Source organism: Cohnella xylanilytica (assembly GCF_014212175.1).
GTDB classification, from domain to species: Bacteria; Bacillota; Bacilli; order Paenibacillales; family Paenibacillaceae; genus Cohnella; species Cohnella xylanilytica.
Genome location: NZ_JACJVR010000004.1, coordinates 1 through 25564 on the forward strand (window position 1 = coordinate 1; position 25564 = coordinate 25564).

Here is a 25564-nt window from a genome sequence, read left to right on the forward strand (position 1 = left end):
AATTTATAAATTCTATAATGTGTAGAAAACGAGAATGCCGCCCTTCCAGAGCCAAGCGTCGGCCGCGACCAGGATCGGAAGCGGGGCCGCTCTCCAGTACCGATTCTTCGGCACGTACATAAAGAAGAGAACGACGAAGGCCATCGCCACGTCGTATAGAAAGCCGCTGAACAACGTGCTGTCCCGGTACAGGTTGTCCACCCCGTTCACGCGGAAAAACTGTTTATCGAACAGCAGAAGCACGCTTGTCGGAGTCTGCAAGATTATCCATGCGATCGTCCAGATCGACGCGCCCCGCGGGAACCGGCTGCCGGTCTCCTGCAGAACCATGTACCACCTCTTCATGGCGATCAGAAAACCAAAGGCAAGGATGCCGGTCATATAGGTCCGCCACCAATGATGGGAGTAGACGCCGGCTCGGAGGAACAGCTCCTCGACCAGCATGAACCCGATGGAGATCAGAGCCATCCGGAGGAGAGACGGCTGGAATCGCATGACCCAGACGGCCGCCGCCGCCCATAAGGCCGAATTCGCGATGATATGGCCCAGAATATTTTCGAGGAACGGATCCGAGTACGCTCCGGGTTGATAGGCGTAGGCGTTGAACACGAACAGCACGAACGCCTCCCCGAACCACGACAACGCCGTCGTGAACAGGAAGTAAGCGAGAAGGTCCAACGCGCTTCCCTTGCGATACGCCGTATATCCGATGATGACCGCCCCGATGGCGATCAAGCCGTAGTACCAGACGATATTCGGCATAAGTCCTCCGCCTTGCGAGCAAATGCGTATTGCCTATTTATTGCCTGCGACCGGGGCGGTTCATACGTCGGCATTCGGTCAATAGCAAGGCCCCTCGGGGTTATCCCGGGGGACCGATCACGACGGTCTGTCGAAGCGGGCGGACGACCTCCGCCCACTGGGCGGCATTCAGGCCGTATACGGCCTGGATCGTCTCGGGCGGCGTCTTCCTCAGAATATCCGAACCGTAGATGGACTCGAAGCGGTTATTGTCGAAGGTAACCACGAGCCGGACGTCATCCGTGAGCGCGATCGTCCAATGCCACCATCCCCACGGGATGTACACCGATTGCTGCGGCCCGACGCGGTAACCGAGCAGCTCGAGGGTGTACGGATTGAGGACGTATTCGACGATCTCCCCCTGAATCGTATAGAGGAGCTCGTTCGCGTTGGGATGCCAATGCGGTTCGACGCTATGGCCCCTGCTCAGATACACGTCGACCAAGCTTAGCCCCTGCAGGATGGGGAACTGCGCCGCGGTCTGATACAGAATGAAGTTGCGGTCGTCCTTCACGAAGTAAGGGGAGGATCTGACGTCGAAGAACAAATTCAAGCTAGAGGCGGGAGGGCGGGGCGGACCCCAGGCGGTTGTCATTCTCGTCATCACGCCTTTCCTTAAGTTGAACCGAAGCCCATTCATCGCGCACACCAGAGTGTATTCGGGCATCACACGGAAATGCACAACGAAAAAAGAAGGCACCCCTTAGCCGGAGTACCTTCTCGCACCTATGCAAACCTTCCCGGACCTTCTCATGCTTGCTCATGCCTTGTCTCGAACGGATACCGCCTTCGCGCGAATGCGGCTCTAGACGCTGCCTGCCTTGGACCGTTTGTTGCTGGGCGCGAACCAACCGATAAGGGCAATCGCGACCAATACGCCATAGAAGATAAGGGTCCAGACCGTGCTGTGCGGAAAATGATGATCCAATACGCCGATATCCTCATGGGCCAGCGTAATGACGGCGAGCTTCACTCCGACCCATGCCACGATCGCGTAAGCGGTCGTCTCGAGCGCCGGCCGTTCGGCCAGCAGCTTCACGAACCAGGTGGCCGCGAACTTGATCAGAACAAGCCCCGCGATCCCGCCGAGCAAGACGACCAGGAACTTCCCGCCGTCCATCCCGCCGAAATCGTCAAGCGGCGAATCCGGGAGACCGAGCGCCAGAGCGACCGCCGCAAGGATGGAGTCGATCGCGAAGGCGAGATCCGCCACGGCGATTTTCCCCACGGTGGGCCAGAAGCCTTTGCCCGCCGCCTCTTTCTTGATATCTTCCCGGTTGTTCTCGTTCTCCTTGCCGAACCGCGCTTTGATGATATGCTTTAACCCCAAGTATAGAAGGTAAGCGGCTCCGATCGCCTGAATCTGCCAGACGTTCGCAATGAACGAGATCGCGAACAGAGCGGCGAAGCGGAAGACGAACGCCATTATGATCCCGTAATTGATCGCTTTCTTCTTCTGGCTGTCCGGCAGGTGCTTCGCGATGACCGCCAGAACAAGAGCGTTATCCGCCGATAACAGCCCTTCCAATCCGATAAGAATAAGCAGTGCCCATGCGTACTCCAACCACAGCGAATCCAACTGTCATTCTCCCCCTCTACAACTACGGCTAGTTGTCCTAATCTGCGAATGGCCATGAAAATATGGTTTTCTTGCCCGGCAATAGGTATACGTGCGAAATCGGCCATGGAATTCATTTTTGAATAATAAAAAAGCCTGCCGAAGGCAGACTTCTCGGAATGACGGGCGCAAGTCCCCCCATGGTCCCGTATTCTCCTGATTATCTGGAGGAGCTGTCGATGGACTTGATCGCTTTGGCCGGGTTGCCTCCTACGATGACGTTGTCCGGGACGTCCTTGACCACCACCGCTCCGGATGCGATTACCGCATTGTCGCCGATCTTCACGCCGGGGTTGATGACCGCCCGTCCGCCGATCCAGACGTTATGGCCGATCGTGACCGGCTTGCCGAATTCGGCGCCGGAGATTCTGGCCTCGGCCTCCACGGGATGAGTCGCGGTATAGATATGAACGCCGGGAGCCAGGAAGCAGTTGTCGCCGATGCGAATCTCGCACACGTCGAGGAACACGCAATCGAAGTTCGCGTAGAAGTTCTCCCCGACATGGATGTTGTAGCCGTAATCGCAGCGGAACGTCGGTTCGACGTAGAGGCTGCCGCTCGTCGAGCCGAACAGCTCCTTGAGCAGCTCCGTCCGGAGTTCGAACTCCGTCTCCAGGGATTGATTGAAGAGCCGGGTCAACCGGCGGGCGTTCAGGCGATCCCGGATCAGCTCCGGATCGGCCGCATTGTACAGTTCTCCGTTAAGCATCTTTTCTTTTTCGGATTTATTGGGCACGACAAGGTTCCTTTCGCAGATCGTGTCTTCTTGAGGATCGTTCCTTCCTCTTCATCATATCAGCTCTAACGGCGGACAGCTTCCCCGTATTTGGCCTCTCCTTCTTCTAATATGACACTAGGTGTCCTAATTGCCTCCTTATAATCCTAAGGGTCGGGCGTTCGCGATGGTCGTCCTGCTTCCGCGGACCAAGCGAGAGCGCCAAGAGCGGATAACTCGAGGGGATAAGGAGAGGGTCAGATGCAACGGGAATTTATGGAGTTCCGCGGAGTGCGGGAACATAACTTGAAGGGGATCGACGTCGCGCTGCCCAAGCGCAAGCTCATCGCCGTCGTGGGCGTATCCGGGTCGGGCAAGTCGTCGTTCGTGTTCGACGTGCTGTGCAAGGAGGCGGAGCGGCAGTACTTGATGACGATCGGGCGAATCGCGGAGCATCTGGCGCGGCCGCGCTTCGACAGCGCAGCCGGCCTGTCCGCCGTCGTGTCCGTGTCACAGTCCGGCGCCAACTCGAACCCGCGGTCGACGGTCGGCACCTACACGGAGATCTATACGTACCTGAGGCTGCTGTACTTGCTCGCTGGCGACAGAACCTGCATGCGGTGCCAGGCGGTGACGCCGGCCTCGTCCGCCGCAGCCGCCGCGTCCGGCGAGGGGGGACCGGATACATGCCGGTCGTGCGGCGCGCCGCTGCCGGCGCTCACGCTCGCGCATCTGTCGTACAACACGCCGCAGGGAGCCTGCGCGACGTGCAAGGGATTGGGCGAAGCGCTGGCGCCCGATCCCGACGTCCTGCTCGATCCGAAGCGGTCGGTCGTGCAGGGAGGCATCCTGGCGTGGAATAAGGGGACCGGGCGATTCTTCGAGACTTCCCTGACGAAGGCAGCCAAGTTTTATGGGCTGCCCTTCACGGCCGAGGACATGCATACGCCGATCGGGGAGCTCCATCCGGCCATGATCGATCTGCTGCTGTACGGCACCAACGACTTGCGGCTGAGACGGCTCAGGCCCGATGCGAATCCGCCCAAGACGGCGGAGGAGGGCCGGTTCGAAGGCGCGGTGCCGGCGGTGCAGCGCCGCTTCTTCGACAATCCCGAGCACGTGATGAAGGAAGACTCCGAGCTGCGGGCGCTCATGAAGAAGGCCGTCTGTCCGTCCTGTCAGGGCAAACGGGTGAATGAGCAGGCGCTGTCGCTCGCGATCCGCGGCGCCGATCTGGCCAAGACCTCCGCGCTGTCGATGGGCGCCTTGTTGGAGCGCCTGCGGTCGTGGCAGAGCTATTACCGGGAACAGGCGATCTATCCTTCCATCGAATCGGTCGTCCGCGAACTGGAGAGCCGGTGCCGGAGCCTGCTGGACGTCGGCCTGTCCTACGTGTCGCTAGACCGGCCGTTCTTCACCCTGTCCGGCGGCGAAGCGCAGCGCGTGCGGCTGGCGTCCTCGCTCCATTCGGAGCTGACGGACCTCGTCTTCGTCTACGACGAACCGTCTTCGGGCCTGCATCCGCAGGATACGATGCAGCTGTTCCGCGCCCTGAAGCGGCTGCGGGAGAGAGGCAATACCGTCATCGTCGTGGAGCACGACCTGTCGCTCCTGGAGCTGGCGGACCATATCGTCGAGCTGGGGCCGGAATCGGGCAGGAACGGCGGCGAGATCGTCGCGCAGGGCACCTTGGCCGATCTGCTGAAGAGCGAGCGCTCGATCACGCGACGATACGTGGACGGCGGCGAAGGAACGGGGCGCGCCTATCGGGAGAACCGGCGGCGGCCTGGTTCGACAGCGGACGGGCGGACGGAAGGGAATATGGAAGAAAAGGCGGAAGGGAAAATGCTGCGTTTGTCCGGCGCTTACGCGCGCAATCTGAAGGGGATCGATGTCCGGATCCCGCTCGGCGCCATGACGGCCATCGCGGGCGTATCCGGCTCCGGCAAGACGACGCTGCTGTTCGAGGAGTTGCTTCCCCGGCTTGCGGGCCGGGCGGGCGGTTGCTTGACGGGAGCCGAGCCGATCGGGCGCGTCGTCGTGTTCGATCAGGACGAGATGGGGCGAAGCTCTCGCTCGACGGCCGCGACGTACACCGGCGTGTTCGACGGCATCCGCGCGCTATTCGGCGCCCGGGCCAAGCAGCAGGGGCTGCCGTACAAGGCGTCCCACTTCTCCTACAACGTGAAGGGAGGGCGCTGCGAGAATTGCCTCGGGCACGGCACGGTGAAGATGGACATGCACTTCATGCCCGACGTTCACGTCGCGTGCGACGTCTGCGGCGGCAGACGCTATCGGCCGGACCTGCTTGCGGTTCGGTATCGCGGACTGTCGATCGCGGACGTGCTGGAGCTGACCGTCCGGGAAGCGGCCGAGCTGTTCGCCGAAGAGGCGGCGATCAAGGCCAAGCTGGATCTGTTGATTAAGCTGGGCCTTGGCTACCTCCAGCTCGGGCAGCAAGCGACGACGCTGTCCGGCGGGGAGGCTCGCCGAGTGAAGATGGCGGCGGAGCTCGGCGTCCCCGCGGACAAGCACACGCTGTACGTGCTCGACGAGCCGACGACCGGGCTCCATCCGAGAGACGTGGAGCTCGTCGGCGACGCGCTCGAGGAGCTGGCCGGCCGCGGCCATACGGTCGTGTTCATCGAGCACAAGCCGATGCTGCTCGGCCGGGCGGACTGGCTTATCGAGCTGGGCCCGACCGGCGGCGAAGACGGCGGATACCTGCTCTGCGAAGGAACGCCGGAGCAGGTGCGGACGAATCCCGCTTCGCAGATCGGTCCCTATCTATCCGCTGCTTGTATCGCTCATTAGGCCCTATTCAAGGGCGCCCCGTCGGGCGCCCTTCATGCTTGATCCTTATTGGAGCTTGCCTTCTCGCAGCAATTCGACGGATTTCTCAATCCGACGTTGCCTCGTCTCGGCGCTTTTGGCGCCCTCGATGTTCAATACGAACCGGCGCTTATTGCTGTAGGACAACCCTTCGAAAAACCGCCTGGCCTCCTCATGGCGATTAAGCGCTTCTTCGAAATCCTCCGGCACGATTAACTCGCGCGGCTCGGCGTCCAGCTCGAGTTCGACTTCGATCTCGTCGCCGGCTTGAATGCCGGCTCCTTCGCGGTTCTCCTTGCTGACCGGCAGCATGAATCTGCCGCCCATCGAGCCGATCGAGGTTCGGTAGGTATAAGAGCCGATCGTCGCTTTGACGGCCGGCTTCTTGCCTCCTCCGAGCGCCTCCACGATTTCGTCCGGGACATGAATTCCCGTGGCCGTTTTCCTGCTGAGTTCAAGCGTCGCTTTAAACTTCATCCTTCCAGCCCTCCTCGAATTCCTTCTCCTTGAGATCGAATTCCGTCTCCATCTGTGTGATCGTTAACAGATTCTCCGCCTACAATAATTTTACAAGAATGCCACCAAAATAAATAGAAGGCCGTCGAAAAAATCGACAGCCTCTTGCGGGACGAACGGAGTCCTTATTGGATTAGCTCGATTGTCGGTCCATCGACTCCTTCAACACCTCTCGGAAATGAATCGGGGGCCGGCCGATCAAGTTCGCGAGCGCCGGATCGACTTGCGCGAAATCGCCCTGGCGGCTAGCCTGGAAGATGCCCGTCAGCATAGCGGCTCTCGCTTCCGGCAGCCCTTGGGAGATTAAGCGATCCCGGTATTCCTCGTCCGACACGACGATCCGGCGGATGGTCCGCCCCGCGACTTCGGAAGCGATCGCCGCGATCCCTTCCATGTCGATGGCCTCGGACGCCGTCAGGTTAGGAGTCGGGCCTTCGAACCGCGGTTCGCTTAGGATCGCCGCCGTCGCTTCGGCCAAGTCGGCGTGAGCGGTCCAGGCGACCGGCCCGTCTTCGGGAGCGATCAATTCCCCGGTTCGGAGCGCATCGCCCAGCAGCATGAGCGCTGACGCGGCGTAGAAGCCGTTGCGAAGCGACGTGAAGGCCATCCCCGAATCCCCCAGCAGCTGCTCGGTAGCCGCGTGGTGAATCATCGGAGCGAAGCGCGACGTCGGGGACGAGCCCATGTGGCTGGTGTACAGCACCCGGTCCGCCCCCGACTTCTTGGCCGCCTCGATCGCCGTCCGATGGTGCCGAATCCCTGCCTCGCCCAGCGTGCCGGACGAGATGATAAGAACTTGAGACGCGCCTTCGAAGGCGCGGCGCAGACTCTCGGCATCGTCGAAGTCGCCCCGGCGGACCCGTACTCCGCGCTCCTGAAGATCCTGCGCCTGATTCGGGTCGCGGACGCTGACCCCGATCCGCTCGGCGGGCACCCGCTTCAGCAGCCCCTCCACCACGGCTCGGCCCAACTGCCCGTTCGCTCCCGTAACGATAATCATGACATCGACATCCTTTCTTTTTTGTATAATTAAAAGGTAGACGGGAAGCGCCATGCGAACAACCGGCAAAAGGCGGTTGCCGTTGCGTTCCCGACAAATCCGCTTGATTGTCTGTTTGTCGAGTTCTAGAGAAAGCGTGGTTGAGACATGCCGGTCAATCCGAACGATCCCCGGGTCAGAAGAACGCGCCAATTGATGATGCAGGCCTTCAACGATCTGCTGGAAGAGAAGAGGAATATTTATTCCATCTCCGTGCATGACATCGCGGCTCGGGCGACCGTGAATCGAGCCACCTTCTATGCCCATTTCGAGGATAAATTCGCCTTCCTCGAACAATGGATGACGGAGAAGTTCAAGGCGATAATAGGGAAAAGAGTGCCGGAAGACGCGGAATTCAACGAGGACACGCTGCGAATCCTCGTTCGAACTCTATTCGATTTTCTAGTCCGGTTCCGACAGTACCTCTCTCCGGGAGACAAGCAGTTCGAACCGATGTTCGAGATCGCCATGCAGAAGGAGCTTCACCGGCTCCTGCTTCATTGGTTGGGAGAAGGAACCGTTCCGGGCCATTCGAGGGAGCAGGCGGAAGCCACTGCGCTTGTCGTCAGCTGGGGGATATTCGGATCGGCCTTGCAGGGAAGCCGGGATCCTCAGAGCCGTTCGGCGGAGACGATGACGAGAAGCGTCATGGAGGTCGTTACGGTTAATCTGGCCCCGTTCTGGGCACGGCAACCCGGATAAAGATCGGGCAGGCTGTCGGAGAGAAGCCTCCCCCATTCCAACTTAAGGCGGTGATCGACTTATGACCGTTGCTAACGGCCATGCGAAAGCGATGGGAGCGTTCCTCAAGTCGCGCAGGGAACGGCTGCAGCCTTCCGAGGCGGGGATTCAGCCGCTGCCCGGACGAAGGCGCACCCCGGGGCTTCGGAGAGAAGAAGTCTCGTATCTGGCCCATATCAGCGTGACTTACTATACCTGGCTGGAGCAAGGCAAGGAGGTCAACCCTTCGCCGGAAGTGCTGCTGAGCATCGGCAAGGCGCTTCAGCTTGACGAAGACGAGCAGAGGCATCTGTTCGATCTGGCGAACGTCGACCCGGCGAGCGTCGCCGCCGCGCCGAATAGCGCGAAGCCGGACCGAGGATTCCTGAAGCGAATCGTCGACCAACTGCATTATCCTTCTTTTATCACGGATGAGGGGACGGATGTGATCGCCTGGAACCGGGCGGCGGAGCTGATTATCGCCGACTTCGGCCGTCTGCCGGAAGACGAACGGTATATGATGAACCTTATGTTCCTGAGGCCGGAATACCGCGCCAGGCTGGTGAATTGGGAAGGCTTCGCCCGTTACTCCGTCGCGGTTGCGCGGGCCAGCTTCGACCGTTACAAGGACAACCCGGCGTACATGGAACGGTTCGAGAGCTTGAGACGGGAGAGCGAGGAATTCGCGCATTACTGGGAGCTGTACGAGATCAGGCAAAAGCGCGTAGCCACCGCTTTATTCCGACTTCCCGGCGCGAAGGAGATGGAGTTCGAGATCCATTCCGCGGGCGTCATCGACAGCGATCCGGGACTGCACTGGTGCTTCTTCGTTCCGGTTCCCGGTTCAGGCACGGAGGAGGAATTATTGCGGTTGCTGGAGCAGGATAAGTGGCTCCCGTAGAGAGAAGGATTAGAGCCTGTTACTCCCGTTACTAGAATAGACGTGCTGTGGCTAGCCCCCTCCGGTCGAAGGTATGATCCAGTGGAAGACAACGATTGGAGGGTGTATGGCATGCAAACATGGTTTATTACGGGAGCGTCGGGAGGCTTGGCTTCGCAGATCGTTCGCCGGCTGCTGGATAGAGGGGATCGCGTAGCCGCGACGGTACGCAAGCCGGGCGTGCTGGACGATCTTCAGGCGCAGTACGGCTCTCAATTGTGGCAAGCTCAATTGGATCTGACTCATCCTCAGCAAATCGTCGAAGTGGTGGAACGCGCATTCGCGGAGCTGGGCACGATCGACGTGTTCGTCAACAACGCGGCCTATGGATTGTACGGCGCAATAGAGGAAGCGAGCGATCGTCAGATCGAGCATCAGTTCGCGACCAACGTGCTGGGCTCCCTGCGCGCGGCGCGTGCCGTAATGCCTCATTTCCGTCGGCAGGGCCGCGGTCACCTCGTGCAGATCTCGAGCATGGCGGGGCATTATTCCGTTCCGGGCATGGGGCTGTACTGTTCTTCGAAGTGGGCGGTCGAAGGAGCCTTCGAAGCGCTCGCCAAGGAGGCCGCGCCGTTCGGCATTCGCACGACCCTCGTGGAGCCCGGCGGAATCCGCACGAACTTCATCACGAGCAACGCCGTCATCGGAGAGCGGATGGACGTTTACCGGAATACGGAGGCGGGCCAACTCGTCAGCCTGATGAAGGGGGAGCTGCCCGGCTACGATAGGAGCATGTTCAATCAAATCGTTATCGGCGATCCGGATAAAATGGCGCAGCAGATTATACGCCGCGTCGATGAGGGAGAGGGGCCGATGCGGATGGCGCTGGGCAGCGACGCCTATGAGCAGATTCGAGCCGCCCTGCTGGAGAGACTCGCCGCCCTGGAAGCGCAGAAAGAGCTGGCTTATTCGACGGATGCGGATGATGTGATGAAGCAGGTGTAAAAGAAAAAGCCTTCCTCGGCATCGTCCGGCCAGACATCCGGGCACGACAGGACCTCCGTTCCACGATAACGTGGAGGAGGTCCTCTCTTCTCTCTTGGATGAACGATACCGGTTCTCTCCTGCTTCCGCTTAGTCGATCGTAAGGAGAATCTTGCCCCGGCCGTGCCTGGTCTCGATCAGACGGTGCGCATCCGCGACCTGTTCGATAGGGAACGTCTGCCGGATCGGGATGCGCAGCTTGCCCTTGCCGTGCAGGTCGACGAGCTCGGCCAAGCGGGCGGCGGAGCGCTGGCTGCGGACGACGGGGAGACCAAGCTCCTGGGCAAGGTCGTAAGCGACGAACGTGCAGATTCGGTTCCTGTCCGGCACCAATTCGACTGAAGCCCGCAGCGCATCCGCTCCGGCCGTATCGAACGCGGCGTCGACGCCGTTCGGCGCCAGCTCCCGCACTCGCTCGACAAGCCCTTCTCCGTACGTAACCGGGATGGCCCCAAGCGAGCGCAAATAATCGTGATTGCTCTCGCTGGCGGTGCCGATGATCGTCTTGGCTCCCCACTCCTTCGCCAACTGCACCGCGAAGGAGCCGAGCGATCCGGCCGCGCCGTGGATCAGCACCGTATCGCCCGGTCCGACGCCGATGGCTTGCAAGGCGACATACGCGCCTTGGCCGTTGCCGGTCAGCCCTCCCGCCTCTTCCCAGGTCATGCCGGCGGGCTTGCTTACGATCTGGTCGGCGCCCACGACCACGTATTCGGCGTAACCATTCAACATCGTGAAGCCGAGCACCTCGTCACCGACGTCGAAGCCGGTTACGCCTTCTCCAACCTGATCGATAACTCCCGCGAACTCGTTGCCCGGAATTTGCGGAAGACGAATGGCGACCCCCGGCGGATTCCAACCTCTGCGCACGCTGCAATCGTAATGCTGGACTCCAGCCGTTCGGACTCGGACCCTGACTTGTCCCGGACCGGCCTGCGGATCGGGCAAGGTGATAACCTCCATGACCTCGGGTCCGCCGAATGAACGAAATGCCGCTGCTCTCATCGTGAATCCCCCCTTGTCATGCTTTATTTTACGGTCGCTTGAGGATAAACAAAAATATATCTTGAACCATAAGGCTTATATACCCGGGTGTATAAGGTTTCCTAGACAGTAGAGAAGCATTACCGTGGTCGTGTATCCTATTCTGAAAATACGAAAGACACCCGATAGGGTGCCTTGGATTCTCGAATATAGGGTTCTGAAAATAGGGATTGCAATATCCGCTACAAGTCCGACCTGCCCCGGGTTGTCGCTAAGCTGCTTATGACTCCGCTCTCTTTCAAGCTCAGGTAATTGTCTTCGGCCCCAAGAATCAGGTGATCCAACACTTTAATGCCCAACAGTTCGCCCGCCTGCATAAGCCGGTACGTAATCTTCACATCATCCAGACTCGGCTCCGGATCCCCGCTCGGGTGCCAATGGGCACAGACGATTGAAGCCGCATTGGTCAAAATCGCCGTTTTGAACACCTCTCTAGGATGAACAAGCAGGCTGTCGAGCGTGCCCACGGCCACGACCTGAATCGCGGTAGGCCGATGCTTCGTATCAAGGCACAGCAACACCAAGTGCTCCCGATCCATCTCCCCCGTCAGAAACTGACGGAACACAGCTAATGCATCCTCAGGAGACTCTACCTTAGGCTGAGTATAAAACCCCTTCTCCCGAATCAACTCCAAGCGGACGAATTCCACGTATTGCAGTTGGCTGTTCTCCATACCAGGCCCCCACTCTCGAGTTCACTTCGTTACCCAATCTCGAATCCCGCTTTAACGAGGTAAGTTCCAGTGCTCCTTGTCTAAAAACCTAGGGCATAGAAATGAATATTGGTCGTTATACAAATCGTACCATTTCCTATTTCATTAGGTGGTACGCTTTTGCGTATAGTCATATCATCCAGAAGACAAGATGAACCATGAGAAAACGAGTTGTCGTTAAAATTCCCGAGCTGCTGAAGAAACATGGAATCTCACTCAGATATCTCTCTCGGCTAGCGGACATTCTCCATGCCGCTCTTAACGAACAGAACATCAACTTTGCTCCCATCGAAAAGATCGCCGAAGTCTTTGGCATTCAAGATATCCGTGAAATTGTAGAATTAGATCGAAATAATATTAGTTCTGTGATCTAGCAGATTGTCCTATGTTCAACAACTCAGACTATAGTCTACATATTAACATAGATTGTCTCTGTAGACTATAGTCCGTAGACCATTTGTCGAGTGAATGGGAATAATAAGTCTCAAGGAGTGATGTCCTTGAGCATCGAAGTCATTTTCGGCCAACAACTGCGCAAGATTCGCGAAGAGCGTAAATTAAGCCAAGAAGAACTCGCCCTCCGTTCCAAGCTGGACCGAACCTATATAAGTCTACTCGAACGCGGCAAAAGACGACCAACGCTAAATACGATTTTTGCGCTGGCCGCTCAGTTAGATATTGCGCCATCTGAGATTGTACGGATAGTCGAAACTATTTTTCGAAAAAACAGTTGAAATTCATCCCCCGTTACCCTTGCCGTTACTTTTGATACGATTCCGTATCATCTACAGAGCGAAATCGAAAGGCACCCGATGGGTGCCTTGGTCTTGTACCAACAATTCAGAGTTGCGGACTATGGGGGTTTAATTCGTCAATTCGTCGTAGAAGTTGAACTAGGAAAGCTTATAAAGGACACTCAGACAAGCTAAGTAGATTATCAGGTTGGGCACCATCAGCAACTGTCTTTAAGTACTTGTGACCATACTGACTTTTAGCAACAATCACATCTGCAGTCCTTCCACCTGCACTTACATAAAAGGCCCACTTTCCGCTTTCAATTCCTTGAATTGCTTCTTGTTGTGTAATGCGCCACCTTGTTCCGTCTGCATTTTTACCACCAACATGTGTGATCCTTTCATGCGGGTTATATCTGTCGGTTTTGTTAACGCAAGTAATCTGATGCTTAGATGCCATTTCCTGAACCCCCTAGCTAATTATTCGAAATTATTAGTTAGTAATGATTAATAGCATATTCCGAACATTCGTTCCTGTCAAGAACGTATGTTCGCTGTGTTTGTATCTATGTTTTCATTTTCGAAAAATCAGCAAGTGCTCATGAACAATTGGAATAAAGGACCCTTGATACTTCCTTCTTGAGGAGTTTGCATTATGCTGGATCTTAATAATATGGGATTCAAGCGAACCGAAATACTCCATGTCCTTAATAATTGAGTAGTATGCCCCATCTTTCCTACAATCACCTAGAAGCGTTGCCATCCTCCCTCCTTTAGGAAGACTTTCGAACAACTTACTATGAACCAGATTCAGTTTTCGGATGTAGTCTCTATAGTCCCGAGCACGAGATAAATCATCTTCATGCGCTTCCCCCCACACTTGGCCTGAATATATGACCATATCGTAGTAAGGTGGGTGGCAAAAAATTAATTCGGCGCATATCGGCACTTCGTCTTTCAAGGCGTTCCATCCGCCCCATCTTGGGTTCAGGTCCAAATGAACTGAATCTGTATACCCCATTTCCCGAGCCACCTCGAAACCTGTACCACCGCCAGCAAAAATTTCAAGAAATGAGCGTGGCTTATACATCTCCAATAAATCTTTAATTACAAAACCTGAGCAGTTGCCTCGATAATCTGCTCTCCCCCATTTTCCTCGAAATGGGTACGAAATCACACTTTTCATGGCCACCCTCCAACGCAAATAAGCATGCCCAAAAAAGATGGGCATGCTTTGCTCCAATGAATTATAATTGAACATATTGATTTTGTATCTTGCTGCCACTTCTGTGACATCCTTAATATACCACTCCAATTAGCAAAACAAAAGACTAAATTCGAGGAGAAAAACATATGGAAAGAACCATGACACTTACATCTGATGTCGAAGTACCCCACTTCATTAAATACATGGGTTCAAAAAAGAAAATAATTGATTTCGTAGTTAATGCTATTAACGAGGTACACACCGGAGGGCCAGTTTGCGATCTATTTGCCGGTTCTAGCGTGCTTTCCGGTGTTTTGAGAAATCAATCCCAAGTTATTAGTAACGACATCCAAGAATATTCAGCAGTACTTGCGAAGGCTTATTTAACAAATTACCAGTGGAGTATGTATCCGAACCTCATCGATGACGTCGTTCAGCGTGCACGATCAAAAGTTGAACATTTTTTAGCCGCAAACCCACAGTTACAATTTGATTACAATAGGGATTTTACAGTTGAAGAATTTGTTGCTCTAGAAGAGTCTCAGCGCAGTCTCATCCATCACGACTTCAGCGAATTTAAATACCACCTGTTCACAAAATACTATTCCGGCACATACTGGTCCTTTAATCAATGTGTTTGGATAGATGCATTTCGTTCAGCTGCAGAAGAATACCGAGAAACACCTTTTTACAATGCAATCCTTGCATCCCTTATGTTCGCTATGTCATACAATTCACAAAGCACCGGACATTATGCACAATACAGGGATGCGACAAATGACTCTTCAATGGCGGACATACACATCTATAGAAGAAAAGAAATAGAGCCGTATTTTTCAAGAAAAATGGAGGAACTTATGACCACAATACATGAGAACCGGCATCCATTTGAGGTCTATTCTTTAGATTATCTAGATTGTTTGGAATTGATTCCTGAACATACCGTTGTTTACGCCGACCCTCCATATGCATTCGTTCATTACTCGAGATTTTATCATGCGATAGAGACGCTTGTTAGATACGACTACCCTGACGTACGGTACAAAGGCAGGTATAGAACGGATCGCCATCAATCTCCATTTTGCATCAGAACCCAAGTAGAGGATGCATTTAGACAGATGTTCAAGAAGATTAGGGACAAGCGTTCGAACCTGGTTCTAAGCTACAGTAATACTGGGATGATAGAACTTGATCAACTTGAAAATTTGGCCATTTCGACTTTCGGAAGAAATTATCGTGTTGAAGTGCAGACAATTGAATATTTACACAGCACGATGGGCAGAAAAGAAGATAAAAGCAGAAATGTTGAAGAAGCAGTTGTTATTGCCAAGTTACAATAAGATCAAATGTCAACAATAATGATTAGGTGTTCGCCATTGATTTTTCGCGAGAATAAGCCAGCAATTCGTAATTTAGATTAGCTGAACCTATCCCAAAAATTTCAACCAAAAATAGCCTAATCCCTTTGTTTGGTGATGGGGATTAGGCTATTGTCGTTGGCGAGTCTATAAAGGGAGGGCGAACTGTATCCCCTTGCATTGCGGGGCCCCGCTAATCTTTGAACTGGGTGATTTGTTACATCCGGACAACCTCAAGCTCAATACCAAATGGTACGTCATAATGGGAGATGCAGGTTCCTAGATTCATACCTACAATTGAATTCAAAGTGATGTTCCTTAACGAGCAAGTTTTCTTTATACGACAATAGTCGAGATGCGTATAAATCACCAAATACTTGAAGATTGACTTTTAGAAAAGCCTCCGGTATTTGCTTTTCCAAAGTGATTAATTACAATTAATTACTCATCGTTATCCTCTTCGTCATCCTCAAAGCAGAGTAATACATCATCGTCATCATTTAAATCATTAATATACAATTCCTTCGTAATACCAAAAACTAAAACAGGACATCCTCCTGCACCCCCGCCTTCAATTCGTGGCAATAGCTTGTTCATGTGTGTAGTGGAAGTACCGTATTTCTTACCTACTTTGCCACCTATTGACTTAAACACACCTTGAAGTTCTGTGCTGCGAGTAATAATAACCCCTACACTGATGGCATCGAGCTGATGTAACAATCTAAAGTTGTTTAAATCGCGATCATAGAAGGGGTCCTTGTTATTCCATTCAATCTCAAGTGCTACGCGGTTTTTCAAACAGTCAATCTTATGTGTTGGGGTTTCATGTGGAGTACCATCAATAACAACTTTTGTATCAAACGACTTCTCTTTCCATCCAAGCTTGTCATATAGATACTTGTCGATTTTATTTGAGATACTTGACTTCCTTCCGCCGCCCTTGACTATCTCACTTTTCTTTAGTTTGAATGCCTCAAGCACCTCTATAATGTCAGACCATTCCTCTGGGAAATCTTCCTTTAGAATGGCGCATGCATGCTTAAACTCATGAACCTCGTAATGTTCTAGTATGTATTTCGGTAGCAATTTCTTTGACATTTTATTCACGCCTTTAACATTGGGATTTTCCGTTTAGTTAATTGGTTCCCCTTAGCAACCAAGTTGGATCAACATTCAAAATTTTCGAAATTGCATTAAGCTCATAGTCTTTAACTCCACGAGCACCTCGTTCTATCTCTGAAATGTCTGACTGTTTTAACCTTATTCCAAACTCAACATCAAGCGCAGCAGCTAGCTCAACCTGATCCATCTTTAACTGTTCACGGATTTGTTTTATTCTTGGTCCACTAATATTGGCGTTAACCATTAGAATAATCCTTCCTTAAAATCAACTTTGTAGTAGTAACGTATTGGAAATATCAACTCAGTGTAGACGATTTTCGTCTATACAAACAGAAAAACACTACCCAATGTAAGATAGTGTTTAGATATTATCTCAATGGTTTACATTCCCAAAAAATTAGAAGTAACTTTCTGCGCCCTGCAAGAGCTCAGGACCAAAAAAATCGCTATATTTATGATACAGTTCTCCGCGATGTCTGTAACGGCAAGTTTTAAGGCGAGAAGCCACCAAAAGGTGGCTTCTTGAGCATTAAAGGAATCTTTCCTTAAATTCTGAAAAGTTATTTTTTGCTGCTCGAACATCACTTGGAGATTTTGAAATGGAATGTGAGAATCTCTCATCACCTTTGATTTTTATTTTAAAATGCTTTCCATCCTCTGATAATTCAAATCCTAGGCTTTGTAGTTCTCTTTTTCCCTGTCTGGATAAACCGTTTGATGAATTTAATACCAGTTTTATTTTATTTATAAACACATCCTTATTATTTGAATTTTCGTTGGACGCCAAAATAGAAGAGATTATAGCTTCAACTCTCTTTGAACAACTTCCGCTCCTCAGCTTTTCTTCAAGTATTTCTCTTACAAGTTCGATTTGCTCGTTTGGAAATAACTCTTGCTCTGAGCCTTTTAAGAGAATAGCAGTTCTGTTGTTAAAATCACTAGGAGTAAGGATTTCAACTTGACTGTGCAAATAACGGTTTTCAGATTCAAGACTTTCAATTTGCTCCTTCAAGTCTTGATTTTCTTCTAGTGCATACTCTATGAGATCTTTTTGTTCTGATTCGCCTTTTCGATACAAGTCAACTGTAGATTGATACTTTAATCCTTGGACATAAGACCATCTATTCTCATTGGCTATCTTTCTTGTATTTAGTATTTTCTTTACGAAATTAATAATATTCAATATGTGATCCGTATCATCTCTCCGGTAGTAATAATTTTGATCCCCATTTGGCCAATATATACCTATATTTCCATTATAGGCATTTTTCTCGTTTGTAAGATGACGAAGTTCATGCGAAACTGAAGTATCTGATTCGAAATAGACATGCGCAAGTCCCGAGAGCTTTAATGCGAGGCGCTTTGGATCGGTCAGATGATTTCCATAAAAATGTTTGCTTACATAGACAACTGGCAATAAGTTCTTTTTCTTATTGTTAATAATTGAAGCCAGCTCGGATAAATTATCTCTGGTGACACTTTTAGCCTCCACTTCTACAGTGATGCCGTCATCAAGCATAACTCCTGTCTCCTGAAGAAATAGCGAGACAATATACGGCTTTAATGGAAGTCTAGTATATGTAGCAACATTAAAGTTGGCCCTAGATGTTACAATGGTTACATTAAAATCAACGTTAGTTCTAAGGCCTACCACATCTGTCCGCCATTCACAATCTACATCTTTTTTAATGTATCTTACACCACAATGTACACCAACTTCTCCAGCAACCACTACAAACTCCATAGACTCTTGGTCATTAATATACTTCAAACCGTCAACAATTGGCTTATCATCTATTTCTAAAGTCCTATACGGGCTATGTTTCTGCCATTTCCTACAAATCTCCAAAAACATTTCAACTGTTGTCTCTTTATTTAGAGGTAGTACAGTATTAAATCCTATCATTAGGATACCTCCTTAAAATCATGACGATTGGACTATTCGACGAATACAAGTATTTTTCCTCCTGATCCAGCACCAATTTACAATTTGCAACAATTTTAAATACGGATATATATCATGATCTTGCAAGACACAAAGACCCCTCGTGCGAGGGGTCTTCAACTTTTTCAGGAGGGATGAACATGCGAACCATCAACACCCGAATGGATATCGAAGACCTTCGCCAGGACGAATCAGCGCCAGCAGTGTTCACCGAACACATCTCCGAGTTTTTTCGGCAACTGGAGGCAGAGATGGTCGGCAACGAGACAGACTCGTTCAGTCTTGACCCAAACGGGCTGATCATCTTGCTGGAAGCGGGCGACGACCTGCGCAGCCTGAACTTTACGGAACTGGGCAGCGAAAGCGGCGAATGTCTCCGCCGCGCAGTCGAGTTCGTCGAAAAGCTCAACCTTGTCGAGGTGCAGGCGTACAGGCTTGAGGTGATGCTGGACAACGACTTTGTGGTGACGATCTTCACGCTGGCGGGAACACACGACGAGGAGGCGGAGCAATGGCTGAGCGAACAAGCTCAAAGAAGCCGACGGCAAGCGAACTGATCGTCCAAAAGCTCAAGGAAACGTTTGACCGCAAAGGCACTTCCCTGGACGAGGGCTCAAATGTCTGGGTCATGGCAGCGGCGGCAAAAACAAAAGTCCCCCTCGAGGTACCGCATCGTTCTGTGAAAAGCTGTTGGATAGTCTTAAAACCTCTGGAGTAAATTAACTTCACCAAAGGAGGATAAACCATGCAACGAAAAAAATTGACAACCCTTCTTTTCGCCCCCCCAAGACAACTTTCAAGTTCCGTGTGAAGTCCTGAGGGACGCATTCGTTTGGTCTTTGTTCAAACCAATCGACATAGTGCTTTCTCAGTACAACGACAAAAGACAGTTCATGGTTGATAAAGTGGTTGGAATACAAAGACTAGAACAAGGCAAGTACTACTGGGAGGCCACTTTAAAAGTAACGACTTTTCAGGGAGCGCATAACCCTCCCTACCACTACTACACCATCACATTCACTAACCTGTTCTCAGACCAACTAAAGGTGGTAAGCGTTCAGCGTACGGATTAACCAGAACAAACAAAATTCTCTCTTTGAAGCCCGCGTACGCTGGAAATTTCCCTGATCTGGCCCTCCCCGAGCCATGCCCTGCAAAGCACCTTTCCAAGCCTACAGCGAGATTTTCCAAAAAAACTTGCCGTTACTTATGGTACGGTTCTCCGTACCACTCTGAAGGAAAAGTTTGAGGGCGTCCCGAAGGACACCCTCAATGTACGATCATCACTGAGTCTAGGGAACCTAACTTTAGCAGTATTCTGCATCAGTAAGAATTACTTTGCGTTTCTCGGTATTACTTGGTAATACTAAATACCACTTTACCTTCCCAAGTCACACCCCACAACCCTCAACTCCAGGCCTCGATATCCTCGTCATCGAACTCTTCCACTTCCGGCTCAGGCTCGGAATAGGAAGTTGGGGCGGCCTGTCCGATCTGAGCTACCTCCGCCACCGCCGCCGCTTCTGCCGCGACCGCGATCTGCTGAGAGGCTTCGTGCAAGCCTGACCTCTCCATCGGGATATAGGTCTGCAAGTTGCGGACGCCGTTCTGCCTGATCTCGTTCTCTACCAAATAACGAATCGAATCCATCAAGTTCGTCTGCGCGTTCAGCCACGCCATGACAAGCGGATCCTCATTCTTCTTCGTCTTCAAGCTGATGTTGTCGCCTGGAGACTTGGTCTTCTTCATCCCATCCACCTGCCGAATTCAGTAAATGACCGCCGTTCCTGCCACGCTTATGCCGGCTGTTCCGCCGCCTTGCCCTTGAGCGCCGAGAAGATCTTGCCGCGAACGAAGGCGTCGAGCCCCGTCGCGTTTAGCTCTACGGCATATTCGGCCGGTATGTAGAGCAGCTTGATCTCCCGTTCGTCGCACAGCTCCTTCAGATGCGGGTACAGAACGGACCTCATGAGAATGCTCCCCCCGCCGTACACGCAGATGAGGTCGATCTCATTGCGCGCCTTGGTCAGCTGCTTCTTCACATGCTGCACGATCTGCTTGACCTGGCTCTCCAGCGGCCGGCGCAGCGTCTTGAGCGCTCTCGCATGGTACTTGTGGTTCGGATTCTTGATCACGTCGCTGAAAAACTGCCTCGGACTATCCGGCAGATGGATCAGCCGTTTGAACTCCGGGAGCGCCTCTTCGATGGCGTAGCCCGCTCCGTGATGGCTGCCGTGGACGAATTGGCGCAGGAACCGGTTCCCTTCCGTAATCGGATATTCCGTGGAGCCGTCGCCGATGTCCACATGCAGGATACGCTTGTCCTTGAAGAAGCTGCCGTTGAACTTCTTCCCGACGCCATAGGCCTCCACGAATTCGGCGAAGATGTCCCCTTCTCTCCAATTCCCCGACGCGTCCCGCTGCAGCGTGAAGATTACCGGCGTCGCTTCCGGGACGGCCTTGACGAACGGGAACGTGATCCGGACCGCAACGCGATGCAGGCCCAGATGCACGGTCACGTGATGCGTGCCGGAAGTGAACCGCTTCTCGAAGCGGGCCGACGTCTCGTCCGTATGCTGCGTAACCGGCAACGCGGTCGCCATATCGACCTCCAGGTCGATTGTCGACGGGATCGCCTTCTCCTCCTCGTACGCCTTCTGAACGGCCACGGCGGCAATCTGAGCTAGCGTATTCACGACCGGAAGGTCCATATCGCTTTTCAAATCGATGCCGATCTGAAGATTGTCGATGATCTCGCCGCTCTCCAGCGCGAACTTGCCGACATAATACATCCCGGGCCGGGCGGCCGGCGAATCGACCGTGACGACGAGTTGGTCCTGCAGATTCGCGATGAAGCTCTCCGGCGATTGCTCCTCCCTCCAGGGAAGCTCGTCCACCATGCAATTAACGTTAGGCTGCTGAATCAATCTCCCGTCGACGACCAGATCGTGCTCGCTGTTGCCGTTATCGTTACCGACATAGAAATGATAATTCATAGTCGCTCTCCTCTCTAATGGCTTTGGCATGCCACGGTATTACTTTGCCACACGAGGTGTTACCAAGCAACCTTCCAGAGTCCTACGCAACATTATCTTTCTCTCATTTTATTTTGTCGGATCTTGAAGCGGCTGCGAATTCCTGTTGACTTAAACCGCGGTTTAAGTCGTATCCTATTCTTGTCGACAGGATAAACATCCTATTTGGAGGACTCCAGATGAAGTACTGTTCCATCGGCGAAGCCGCGGCCCGGTTCCGAATTCCCGAATCCACGATCCGTTATTATGAGAAAAAAGGCCTGCTGCCGCTCATCGAGCGAGACGCGGCGGGGAGACGGCTATTCTCGGAAGATCAGATGGCGCTTCTGAGTACCGTGATTTGTCTCAAAAACACGAACATGCCTATCAACGACATTAAGCAGTATGTGGCCTGGATCCTGGAGGGAGACAGCACCCTTGAACTTCGGCTCAAGATGATGAGCGAGCACAAGCAGGCCGTGCTGGACGAGATGGCGTTGATGACCGAATCGTTGCAAGGAATCGACGAGAAGATTACGCGTTATAAGACGCGAATTCAGGAGAGAAAAGAGGTAACCCAATGAAATTATCGGGCAATACGATCCTCATTACGGGCGGAGGCTCCGGAATCGGACTCGCTTTCGCGCAGCGTTTTATCCAGGCGGGCAATACCGTCATCGCGACGGGGCGGCGCGAGAACGTGCTTCAACAGGCGCAAGAGAAGCTCCCGGGCCTGATTACTCGCGTCAGCGATCTGAATAAAGAATCCGAGCGCGTCGCCTTGTTCGAATGGGTGACGGCGAACTACCCGGAAGTGAATGTGCTGGTTAACAATGCGGGAATCCAACAACGCTTTAACGTGCTCAAGGCGAACGCCAGGAACGATTGGGGCGGCATCGGCCAAGAGATCGCGACCAACCTCGAAGCGCCGGTCCATCTCTCCCTGCTGTTCGCTCCGTTCTTCGCGGCCAAGGAACGGGCGGCGATCGTGAACGTCACGTCCGGGCTCGCCTTCACGCCGTTCGCGATCGCTCCGATCTACTCGGCGACCAAGTCGGCGCTGCATTCCTTCACGATGAGCCTCCGGCACCAGCTGTCGGAGACGTCCGTAGAAGTCATTGAAGTGGCGCCTCCGGCCGTCAATACCGATCTGGGCGGGTCGGGGCTGCATGTGCAAGGAGAGCCGCTGGACGCCTTTGCGGATGGGATCTTCAAAGGACTGGAAGAGGGGCTTCCGGAGATCGGGTACGGCACTTCCGTGGGCCGCTTGCGCATGTCGCGCGACGACATCGACATGTACACGGAGAAGCTGTATCAGGCTACGAAGAATGCCATTGAATAACGCGCTCATGAAGAAGGCCATCCTATGTCGGATGGCCTCTTCCCATTCGGGCTTGAACGAATTTTCCTCGTCGTCGTTAGCCTTATTTAGCCTTATTCCGTACGGTACAGCTGACCGCAGGCCGCGTTAATGTCCGAGCCGAATTGAGTTCGGATGGTGAATCGAATGCCCCGCGATTTTAGGACCCGAACGAAATCCTCGATCCGGCTCGCATCCGATGCGTGGTAACTGTCCGGAGTCACGTCGGTGGAATTGTATGGAATCAGGGTGACGTGATAGAGATGCTCCCAATCCCCCCTCCCCCGCAGCCATTCGGCCACCGCTCCCGCATGCTCCATGGAATCGTTGACCCCCCGGAGAAGGATATACGCGATGTACACCTTCCTCCCGGTCTGTCGGATGTGCCGATCCAAGGCATCCAGGACGTCGCGAATCGGGAACCGGTTGTTGATCGGCATGAGCTCGCTTCGCTGGTCGTCGAACGGAGAATGCAGCGAGAAGGTCAGATTGATCTGCGGATACTCCCGCGTCAGCCTCTCGATTCCCGGCAGCAGGCCGATCGTGGAGATCGTCAGCCTTCGATGCCCTAATCCGAACAGGCCCGGATCGGTCAGAATGTGCAGAGCCTCGAAGAGATGCGGGTTGGCGAGGGCCTCCCCCATGCCCATGAAGGAGACGCTGTCCAAGCGGTGGCCGTTCAGGTGAAAATACAGCAATTGATCGGTGATCTCGTCGGCGGTCAGATTGCGCTTCAAGCCGATGGTGCCGGTGGCGCAAAATTTGCACCCGAACCCGCAGCCGCATTGCGTCGAGATGCAGTACGATTTCCACCCGCGTTCATAATGGAGTCGCACGGTTTCTACGCGTTCGTCGCCGGCTACGGCGAACAACACCTTGCACACCTGACTCGAGGCGAGCTCCGCTACCGGACGGACGCTGCATACCTGCGAACCGAGGGCCCGGAGCAGCTCTTCCCGCAAAGATCGGGGAAGCATGCTCATCCGTTCGTATTCGCCGACCTTGTGCTTGAATATCGCTTCGTTAATTTGCTTATATCGATACGAGGGTTGCTTCCATTCGGACAATAGTTGGCGTATCCTTGTATATTTCGAGGTTGGCTTCATGTCTTCTCCTTGCCGCCGGAGACAACCTCATTGCGCAGGAGGACAGATCGCTACGTGCATCTGTCGATCGAATGACAGGCCTCCGGCCGTTTGTAGTCGTGAACCGCTTCCTTGGATCCGAACCGGTTCACCCGATCATCTACAACCTCAATCAGCATCTCGTTCATCCTCCAAATTTTCGAATAAAAAAAATGAGCCGCAAGAAAGTTACCTTCCTCGCAGCTCAATCCATACGGCTAATCCGCCCCGGTTCGCGGGGTAGACTAAAGGATATTTATTGAGTGAAAAGAATAAGGTAACTTCCTTGCCGATAAAGAATAAACCTAGCCGCTTTATTCTTTAAACCAGGCAAGAAATCATTACATTATCCTTCTCAACTCCTGTCGTTAAGTGTAGCAAAATTCTAACATATCCCCGGTTCCAACGGCAACACTGGCAACGCAAGCTGTCAACGCTAATGCGCGCTTCTGACGTCGCCCGTTCGTCGGAAGATCTCGTCGACGGCTTGGCGAGCTCCGCCCGCATGCCGCAGCGATTCGCTCATTCGGGCAGCGGCCAGCTTATACGAGGGGCCGCTTAATACGTGATCCGCGGCTTCTCGCAGCCGACTCGCCGTCAAGCTCGGCATGTCCAAGCGGAGGCCGGCTCCGATCCGGGCGACTTGTCCGGCGATGATCGGCTGATCCGCGCCTTGGGGGATGACAACCAGCGGGACCCCGTAATAGAGCCCTTCGTGGGTGCTGTTCATTCCGCCATGCGTAATGAACAGCTTCGCATGCCGGAGGATATCCGTCTGCGGAACGTAATTTTCTACGATGAAGTTGTTTGGAATCTCCCCTAGATCCGCCCTCTGGACCCGAGTCCCGATCGCCATGACTACCGTGTGCTCCGTATTCCCGAACGCCTCGAAGCATAGCTTGTAGAACTCGACGGCTTGGTTAAATACGGTGCCCAGCGAGATGTAAATCGGGTCCCGCCCCTGGATGGCAGCCAAGTCGAAGCGCTCTTGAGCGGGCCGGGAAGAGATGGACGGGCCAACGAACTCATACGCGGAGTCGAACGCCTCCCCGTCCGGTTGGAACTCCCTTGTCGTATACACAAGGGTCAGCGGCGCGGGATTGCAGAACACTTCGTAAGGAGACTCGATCTCCACGCCGTACTTCATCTTCACCGCTTCCGTCAGGCTCCGGTACCTGTCGCGAATCGGATTCGCGATCTCCGCGGGGACTTCCGCATCGAAGGCTTCCAGCATTCGGTCGAAGTCTTCCCGGGTCTGCGCGAACGAAGAGCAGGAATTGATGGCGGGCAGCTTCAGAATTTGCGCCAGCAGCCGTCCGCAGCCGAACATGGAATCGTGGATGAGGTAATCGAACGGCGGCTCCCCTTCGATCTGCTCGAGAACGCTCGGGATGACGATATCCGCCGTAAGCAGCAGTCCGTTGATTCTCTCGAGGACATAGTTCCTTCCGCCCGAGACGAAGGCTTGGATAAACTTCTGATCGTCGAAGGTTCGGACGGTCGCCCCCGCCTTCTCCATCCGCTCCCGATACGCTTCGATGCAGAAGTACACGACCTCTTCGCCCCGCGAGATCAGCTCCTGCACGACTCCGATCGTCGGATTGACGTGTCCCTCGGACCCTCCGTTGATAAACAAGACGCGCGCCACTTCTACCCCTCCCTGGATCTCCAATCCCTTGTCTAACACAGCTTTATTATAACAATGGATTCGAAGGAATATTTGTCCACCGCCTAGAATTACACTAATAGAAATGGCAAATCCATCACGAAAGCGGTGC

The 25564-nt window shown here is 53.4% G+C and carries 28 protein-coding genes; 11 read left to right on the forward strand and 17 right to left on the reverse strand.

Annotated elements, in window-relative coordinates; translation table 11 throughout:
* Positions 1-12: 12 nt before the first annotated feature.
* The 4 genes from H7B90_RS01205 to H7B90_RS01220 all read right to left on the reverse strand — a co-directional run bounded on the left by H7B90_RS01205 (position 13) and on the right by H7B90_RS01220 (position 3128).
* Entirely contained in the window at positions 13-762 is a 750-nt protein-coding gene (locus H7B90_RS01205; RefSeq protein WP_185134046.1) for a hypothetical protein, read from the reverse strand.
* Between the two features lie 100 nt (positions 763-862).
* On the reverse strand, positions 863-1405 hold the full coding sequence (locus tag H7B90_RS01210) for a cupin domain-containing protein (RefSeq protein ID WP_260410647.1): 543 nt from the start codon (positions 1403-1405) through the stop codon (positions 863-865).
* Between the two features lie 201 nt (positions 1406-1606).
* Positions 1607-2380 (reverse strand): MeeY/MeeF family manganese export membrane protein, encoded by a 774-nt coding sequence (locus H7B90_RS01215; protein ID WP_185134047.1) that lies wholly within the window; start codon positions 2378-2380, stop codon positions 1607-1609.
* A gap of 199 nt (positions 2381-2579) precedes the next feature.
* A complete protein-coding gene (locus H7B90_RS01220; RefSeq protein ID WP_185134048.1) occupies positions 2580-3128 on the reverse strand; it encodes a maltose acetyltransferase domain-containing protein in 549 nt (182 codons plus the stop codon).
* Positions 3129-3395: 267 nt separating this feature from the next.
* On the opposite strand from H7B90_RS01220, the gene H7B90_RS01225 reads away from it, so the two are divergent.
* Complete coding sequence (locus H7B90_RS01225; protein ID WP_185134049.1) at positions 3396-5948, forward strand: excinuclease ABC subunit UvrA; 2553 nt, start codon at positions 3396-3398, stop codon at positions 5946-5948.
* A 45-nt stretch (positions 5949-5993) separates the two neighbouring features.
* Here the strand turns inward: H7B90_RS01225 and H7B90_RS01230 are convergent, their stop codons facing one another.
* The gene (locus H7B90_RS01230; RefSeq protein WP_185134050.1) at positions 5994-6443 is read right to left on the reverse strand and encodes a YdeI/OmpD-associated family protein; all 450 of its coding nucleotides are present in this window, start codon (positions 6441-6443) and stop codon (positions 5994-5996) included.
* 172 nt (positions 6444-6615) lie between these two features.
* Positions 6616-7482, reverse strand: coding sequence for an SDR family oxidoreductase (locus H7B90_RS01235; protein WP_185134051.1), 867 nt, complete (start codon positions 7480-7482; stop codon positions 6616-6618).
* A 147-nt stretch (positions 7483-7629) separates the two neighbouring features.
* Here H7B90_RS01235 and H7B90_RS01240 point away from each other — a divergent pair, with 147 nt between their 5' ends.
* The 3 genes from H7B90_RS01240 (at position 7630) to H7B90_RS01250 (ending at position 10126) form a co-directional block, all read left to right on the forward strand.
* A complete protein-coding gene (locus tag H7B90_RS01240; RefSeq protein ID WP_185134052.1) occupies positions 7630-8223 on the forward strand; it encodes a TetR/AcrR family transcriptional regulator in 594 nt (197 codons plus the stop codon).
* Positions 8224-8284: 61 nt separating this feature from the next.
* Complete coding sequence (locus H7B90_RS01245; RefSeq protein WP_185134053.1) at positions 8285-9142, forward strand: helix-turn-helix transcriptional regulator; 858 nt, start codon at positions 8285-8287, stop codon at positions 9140-9142.
* A 111-nt stretch (positions 9143-9253) separates the two neighbouring features.
* Entirely contained in the window at positions 9254-10126 is an 873-nt protein-coding gene (locus H7B90_RS01250; protein WP_185134054.1) for an SDR family oxidoreductase, read from the forward strand.
* Between the two features lie 129 nt (positions 10127-10255).
* On the opposite strand, the gene H7B90_RS01255 is transcribed toward H7B90_RS01250, so the two are convergent.
* Together H7B90_RS01255 and H7B90_RS01260 are read right to left on the reverse strand one after the other, a co-directional pair.
* Positions 10256-11170, reverse strand: coding sequence for an NADP-dependent oxidoreductase (locus H7B90_RS01255; RefSeq protein WP_185134055.1), 915 nt, complete (start codon positions 11168-11170; stop codon positions 10256-10258).
* Between the two features lie 221 nt (positions 11171-11391).
* Positions 11392-11883 carry a JAB domain-containing protein gene (locus tag H7B90_RS01260; protein ID WP_185134056.1) on the reverse strand — a complete coding sequence of 164 codons (492 nt, stop codon included), beginning with the start codon at positions 11881-11883 and terminating at the stop codon, positions 11392-11394.
* Between the two features lie 197 nt (positions 11884-12080).
* Here H7B90_RS01260 and H7B90_RS01265 point away from each other — a divergent pair, with 197 nt between their 5' ends.
* Together H7B90_RS01265 and H7B90_RS01270 are read left to right on the forward strand one after the other, a co-directional pair.
* Positions 12081-12296 carry a helix-turn-helix domain-containing protein gene (locus H7B90_RS01265; protein WP_185134057.1) on the forward strand — a complete coding sequence of 72 codons (216 nt, stop codon included), beginning with the start codon at positions 12081-12083 and terminating at the stop codon, positions 12294-12296.
* A gap of 126 nt (positions 12297-12422) precedes the next feature.
* Positions 12423-12656, forward strand: a complete 234-nt coding sequence (locus tag H7B90_RS01270) for a helix-turn-helix domain-containing protein (RefSeq protein WP_185134058.1) — start codon at positions 12423-12425, stop codon at positions 12654-12656.
* A 169-nt stretch (positions 12657-12825) separates the two neighbouring features.
* Here the strand turns inward: H7B90_RS01270 and H7B90_RS01275 are convergent, their stop codons facing one another.
* Together H7B90_RS01275 and H7B90_RS01280 are read right to left on the reverse strand one after the other, a co-directional pair.
* Positions 12826-13116, reverse strand: a complete 291-nt coding sequence (locus tag H7B90_RS01275; protein ID WP_185134059.1) for a DUF3892 domain-containing protein — start codon at positions 13114-13116, stop codon at positions 12826-12828.
* Between the two features lie 114 nt (positions 13117-13230).
* Entirely contained in the window at positions 13231-13941 is a 711-nt protein-coding gene (locus H7B90_RS01280) for a DNA modification methylase (RefSeq protein ID WP_246578508.1), read from the reverse strand.
* Between the two features lie 68 nt (positions 13942-14009).
* Here H7B90_RS01280 and H7B90_RS01285 point away from each other — a divergent pair, with 68 nt between their 5' ends.
* Positions 14010-15203: a DNA adenine methylase gene (locus H7B90_RS01285; protein WP_246578507.1), complete on the forward strand. Its 1194-nt coding sequence runs from the start codon at positions 14010-14012 to the stop codon at positions 15201-15203.
* Positions 15204-15662: 459 nt separating this feature from the next.
* Here the strand turns inward: H7B90_RS01285 and H7B90_RS01290 are convergent, their stop codons facing one another.
* The 3 genes from H7B90_RS01290 to H7B90_RS01300 all read right to left on the reverse strand — a co-directional run bounded on the left by H7B90_RS01290 (position 15663) and on the right by H7B90_RS01300 (position 18249).
* On the reverse strand, positions 15663-16319 hold the full coding sequence (locus tag H7B90_RS01290) for a BglII/BstYI family type II restriction endonuclease (RefSeq protein ID WP_185134060.1): 657 nt from the start codon (positions 16317-16319) through the stop codon (positions 15663-15665).
* A gap of 37 nt (positions 16320-16356) precedes the next feature.
* Complete coding sequence (locus H7B90_RS01295; protein WP_185134061.1) at positions 16357-16587, reverse strand: helix-turn-helix domain-containing protein; 231 nt, start codon at positions 16585-16587, stop codon at positions 16357-16359.
* Between the two features lie 285 nt (positions 16588-16872).
* Positions 16873-18249, reverse strand: a complete 1377-nt coding sequence (locus H7B90_RS01300) for a hypothetical protein (protein WP_185134062.1) — start codon at positions 18247-18249, stop codon at positions 16873-16875.
* A 179-nt stretch (positions 18250-18428) separates the two neighbouring features.
* On the opposite strand from H7B90_RS01300, the gene H7B90_RS01305 reads away from it, so the two are divergent.
* Together H7B90_RS01305 and H7B90_RS33585 are read left to right on the forward strand one after the other, a co-directional pair.
* Positions 18429-18845 (forward strand): hypothetical protein, encoded by a 417-nt coding sequence (locus H7B90_RS01305; RefSeq protein WP_185134063.1) that lies wholly within the window; start codon positions 18429-18431, stop codon positions 18843-18845.
* A gap of 258 nt (positions 18846-19103) precedes the next feature.
* Positions 19104-19361: a DUF3888 domain-containing protein gene (locus H7B90_RS33585; protein WP_373315911.1), complete on the forward strand. Its 258-nt coding sequence runs from the start codon at positions 19104-19106 to the stop codon at positions 19359-19361.
* A gap of 334 nt (positions 19362-19695) precedes the next feature.
* Here H7B90_RS33585 and H7B90_RS01315 read toward each other — a convergent pair whose 3' ends face one another.
* Entirely contained in the window at positions 19696-20037 is a 342-nt protein-coding gene (locus H7B90_RS01315) for a hypothetical protein (protein ID WP_185134065.1), read from the reverse strand.
* 47 nt (positions 20038-20084) lie between these two features.
* The gene (locus tag H7B90_RS01320) at positions 20085-21284 is read right to left on the reverse strand and encodes a ParM/StbA family protein (protein ID WP_185134066.1); all 1200 of its coding nucleotides are present in this window, start codon (positions 21282-21284) and stop codon (positions 20085-20087) included.
* A gap of 218 nt (positions 21285-21502) precedes the next feature.
* Here H7B90_RS01320 and H7B90_RS01325 point away from each other — a divergent pair, with 218 nt between their 5' ends.
* On the forward strand, positions 21503-21886 hold the full coding sequence (locus tag H7B90_RS01325; protein ID WP_185134067.1) for a MerR family transcriptional regulator: 384 nt from the start codon (positions 21503-21505) through the stop codon (positions 21884-21886).
* Positions 21883-22644, forward strand: coding sequence for an SDR family oxidoreductase (locus tag H7B90_RS01330; RefSeq protein ID WP_185134068.1), 762 nt, complete (start codon positions 21883-21885; stop codon positions 22642-22644). Before H7B90_RS01325 ends, H7B90_RS01330 begins: the two co-directional genes overlap by 4 nt.
* 92 nt (positions 22645-22736) lie before the next feature.
* Here H7B90_RS01330 and H7B90_RS01335 read toward each other — a convergent pair whose 3' ends face one another.
* Positions 22737-23768, reverse strand: coding sequence for a Cfr family 23S rRNA (adenine(2503)-C(8))-methyltransferase (locus tag H7B90_RS01335; RefSeq protein ID WP_185134069.1), 1032 nt, complete (start codon positions 23766-23768; stop codon positions 22737-22739).
* Positions 23769-24222: 454 nt separating this feature from the next.
* On the reverse strand, positions 24223-25434 hold the full coding sequence (locus H7B90_RS01340) for a macrolide family glycosyltransferase (RefSeq protein WP_185134070.1): 1212 nt from the start codon (positions 25432-25434) through the stop codon (positions 24223-24225).
* Positions 25435-25564: the final 130 nt, after the last annotated feature.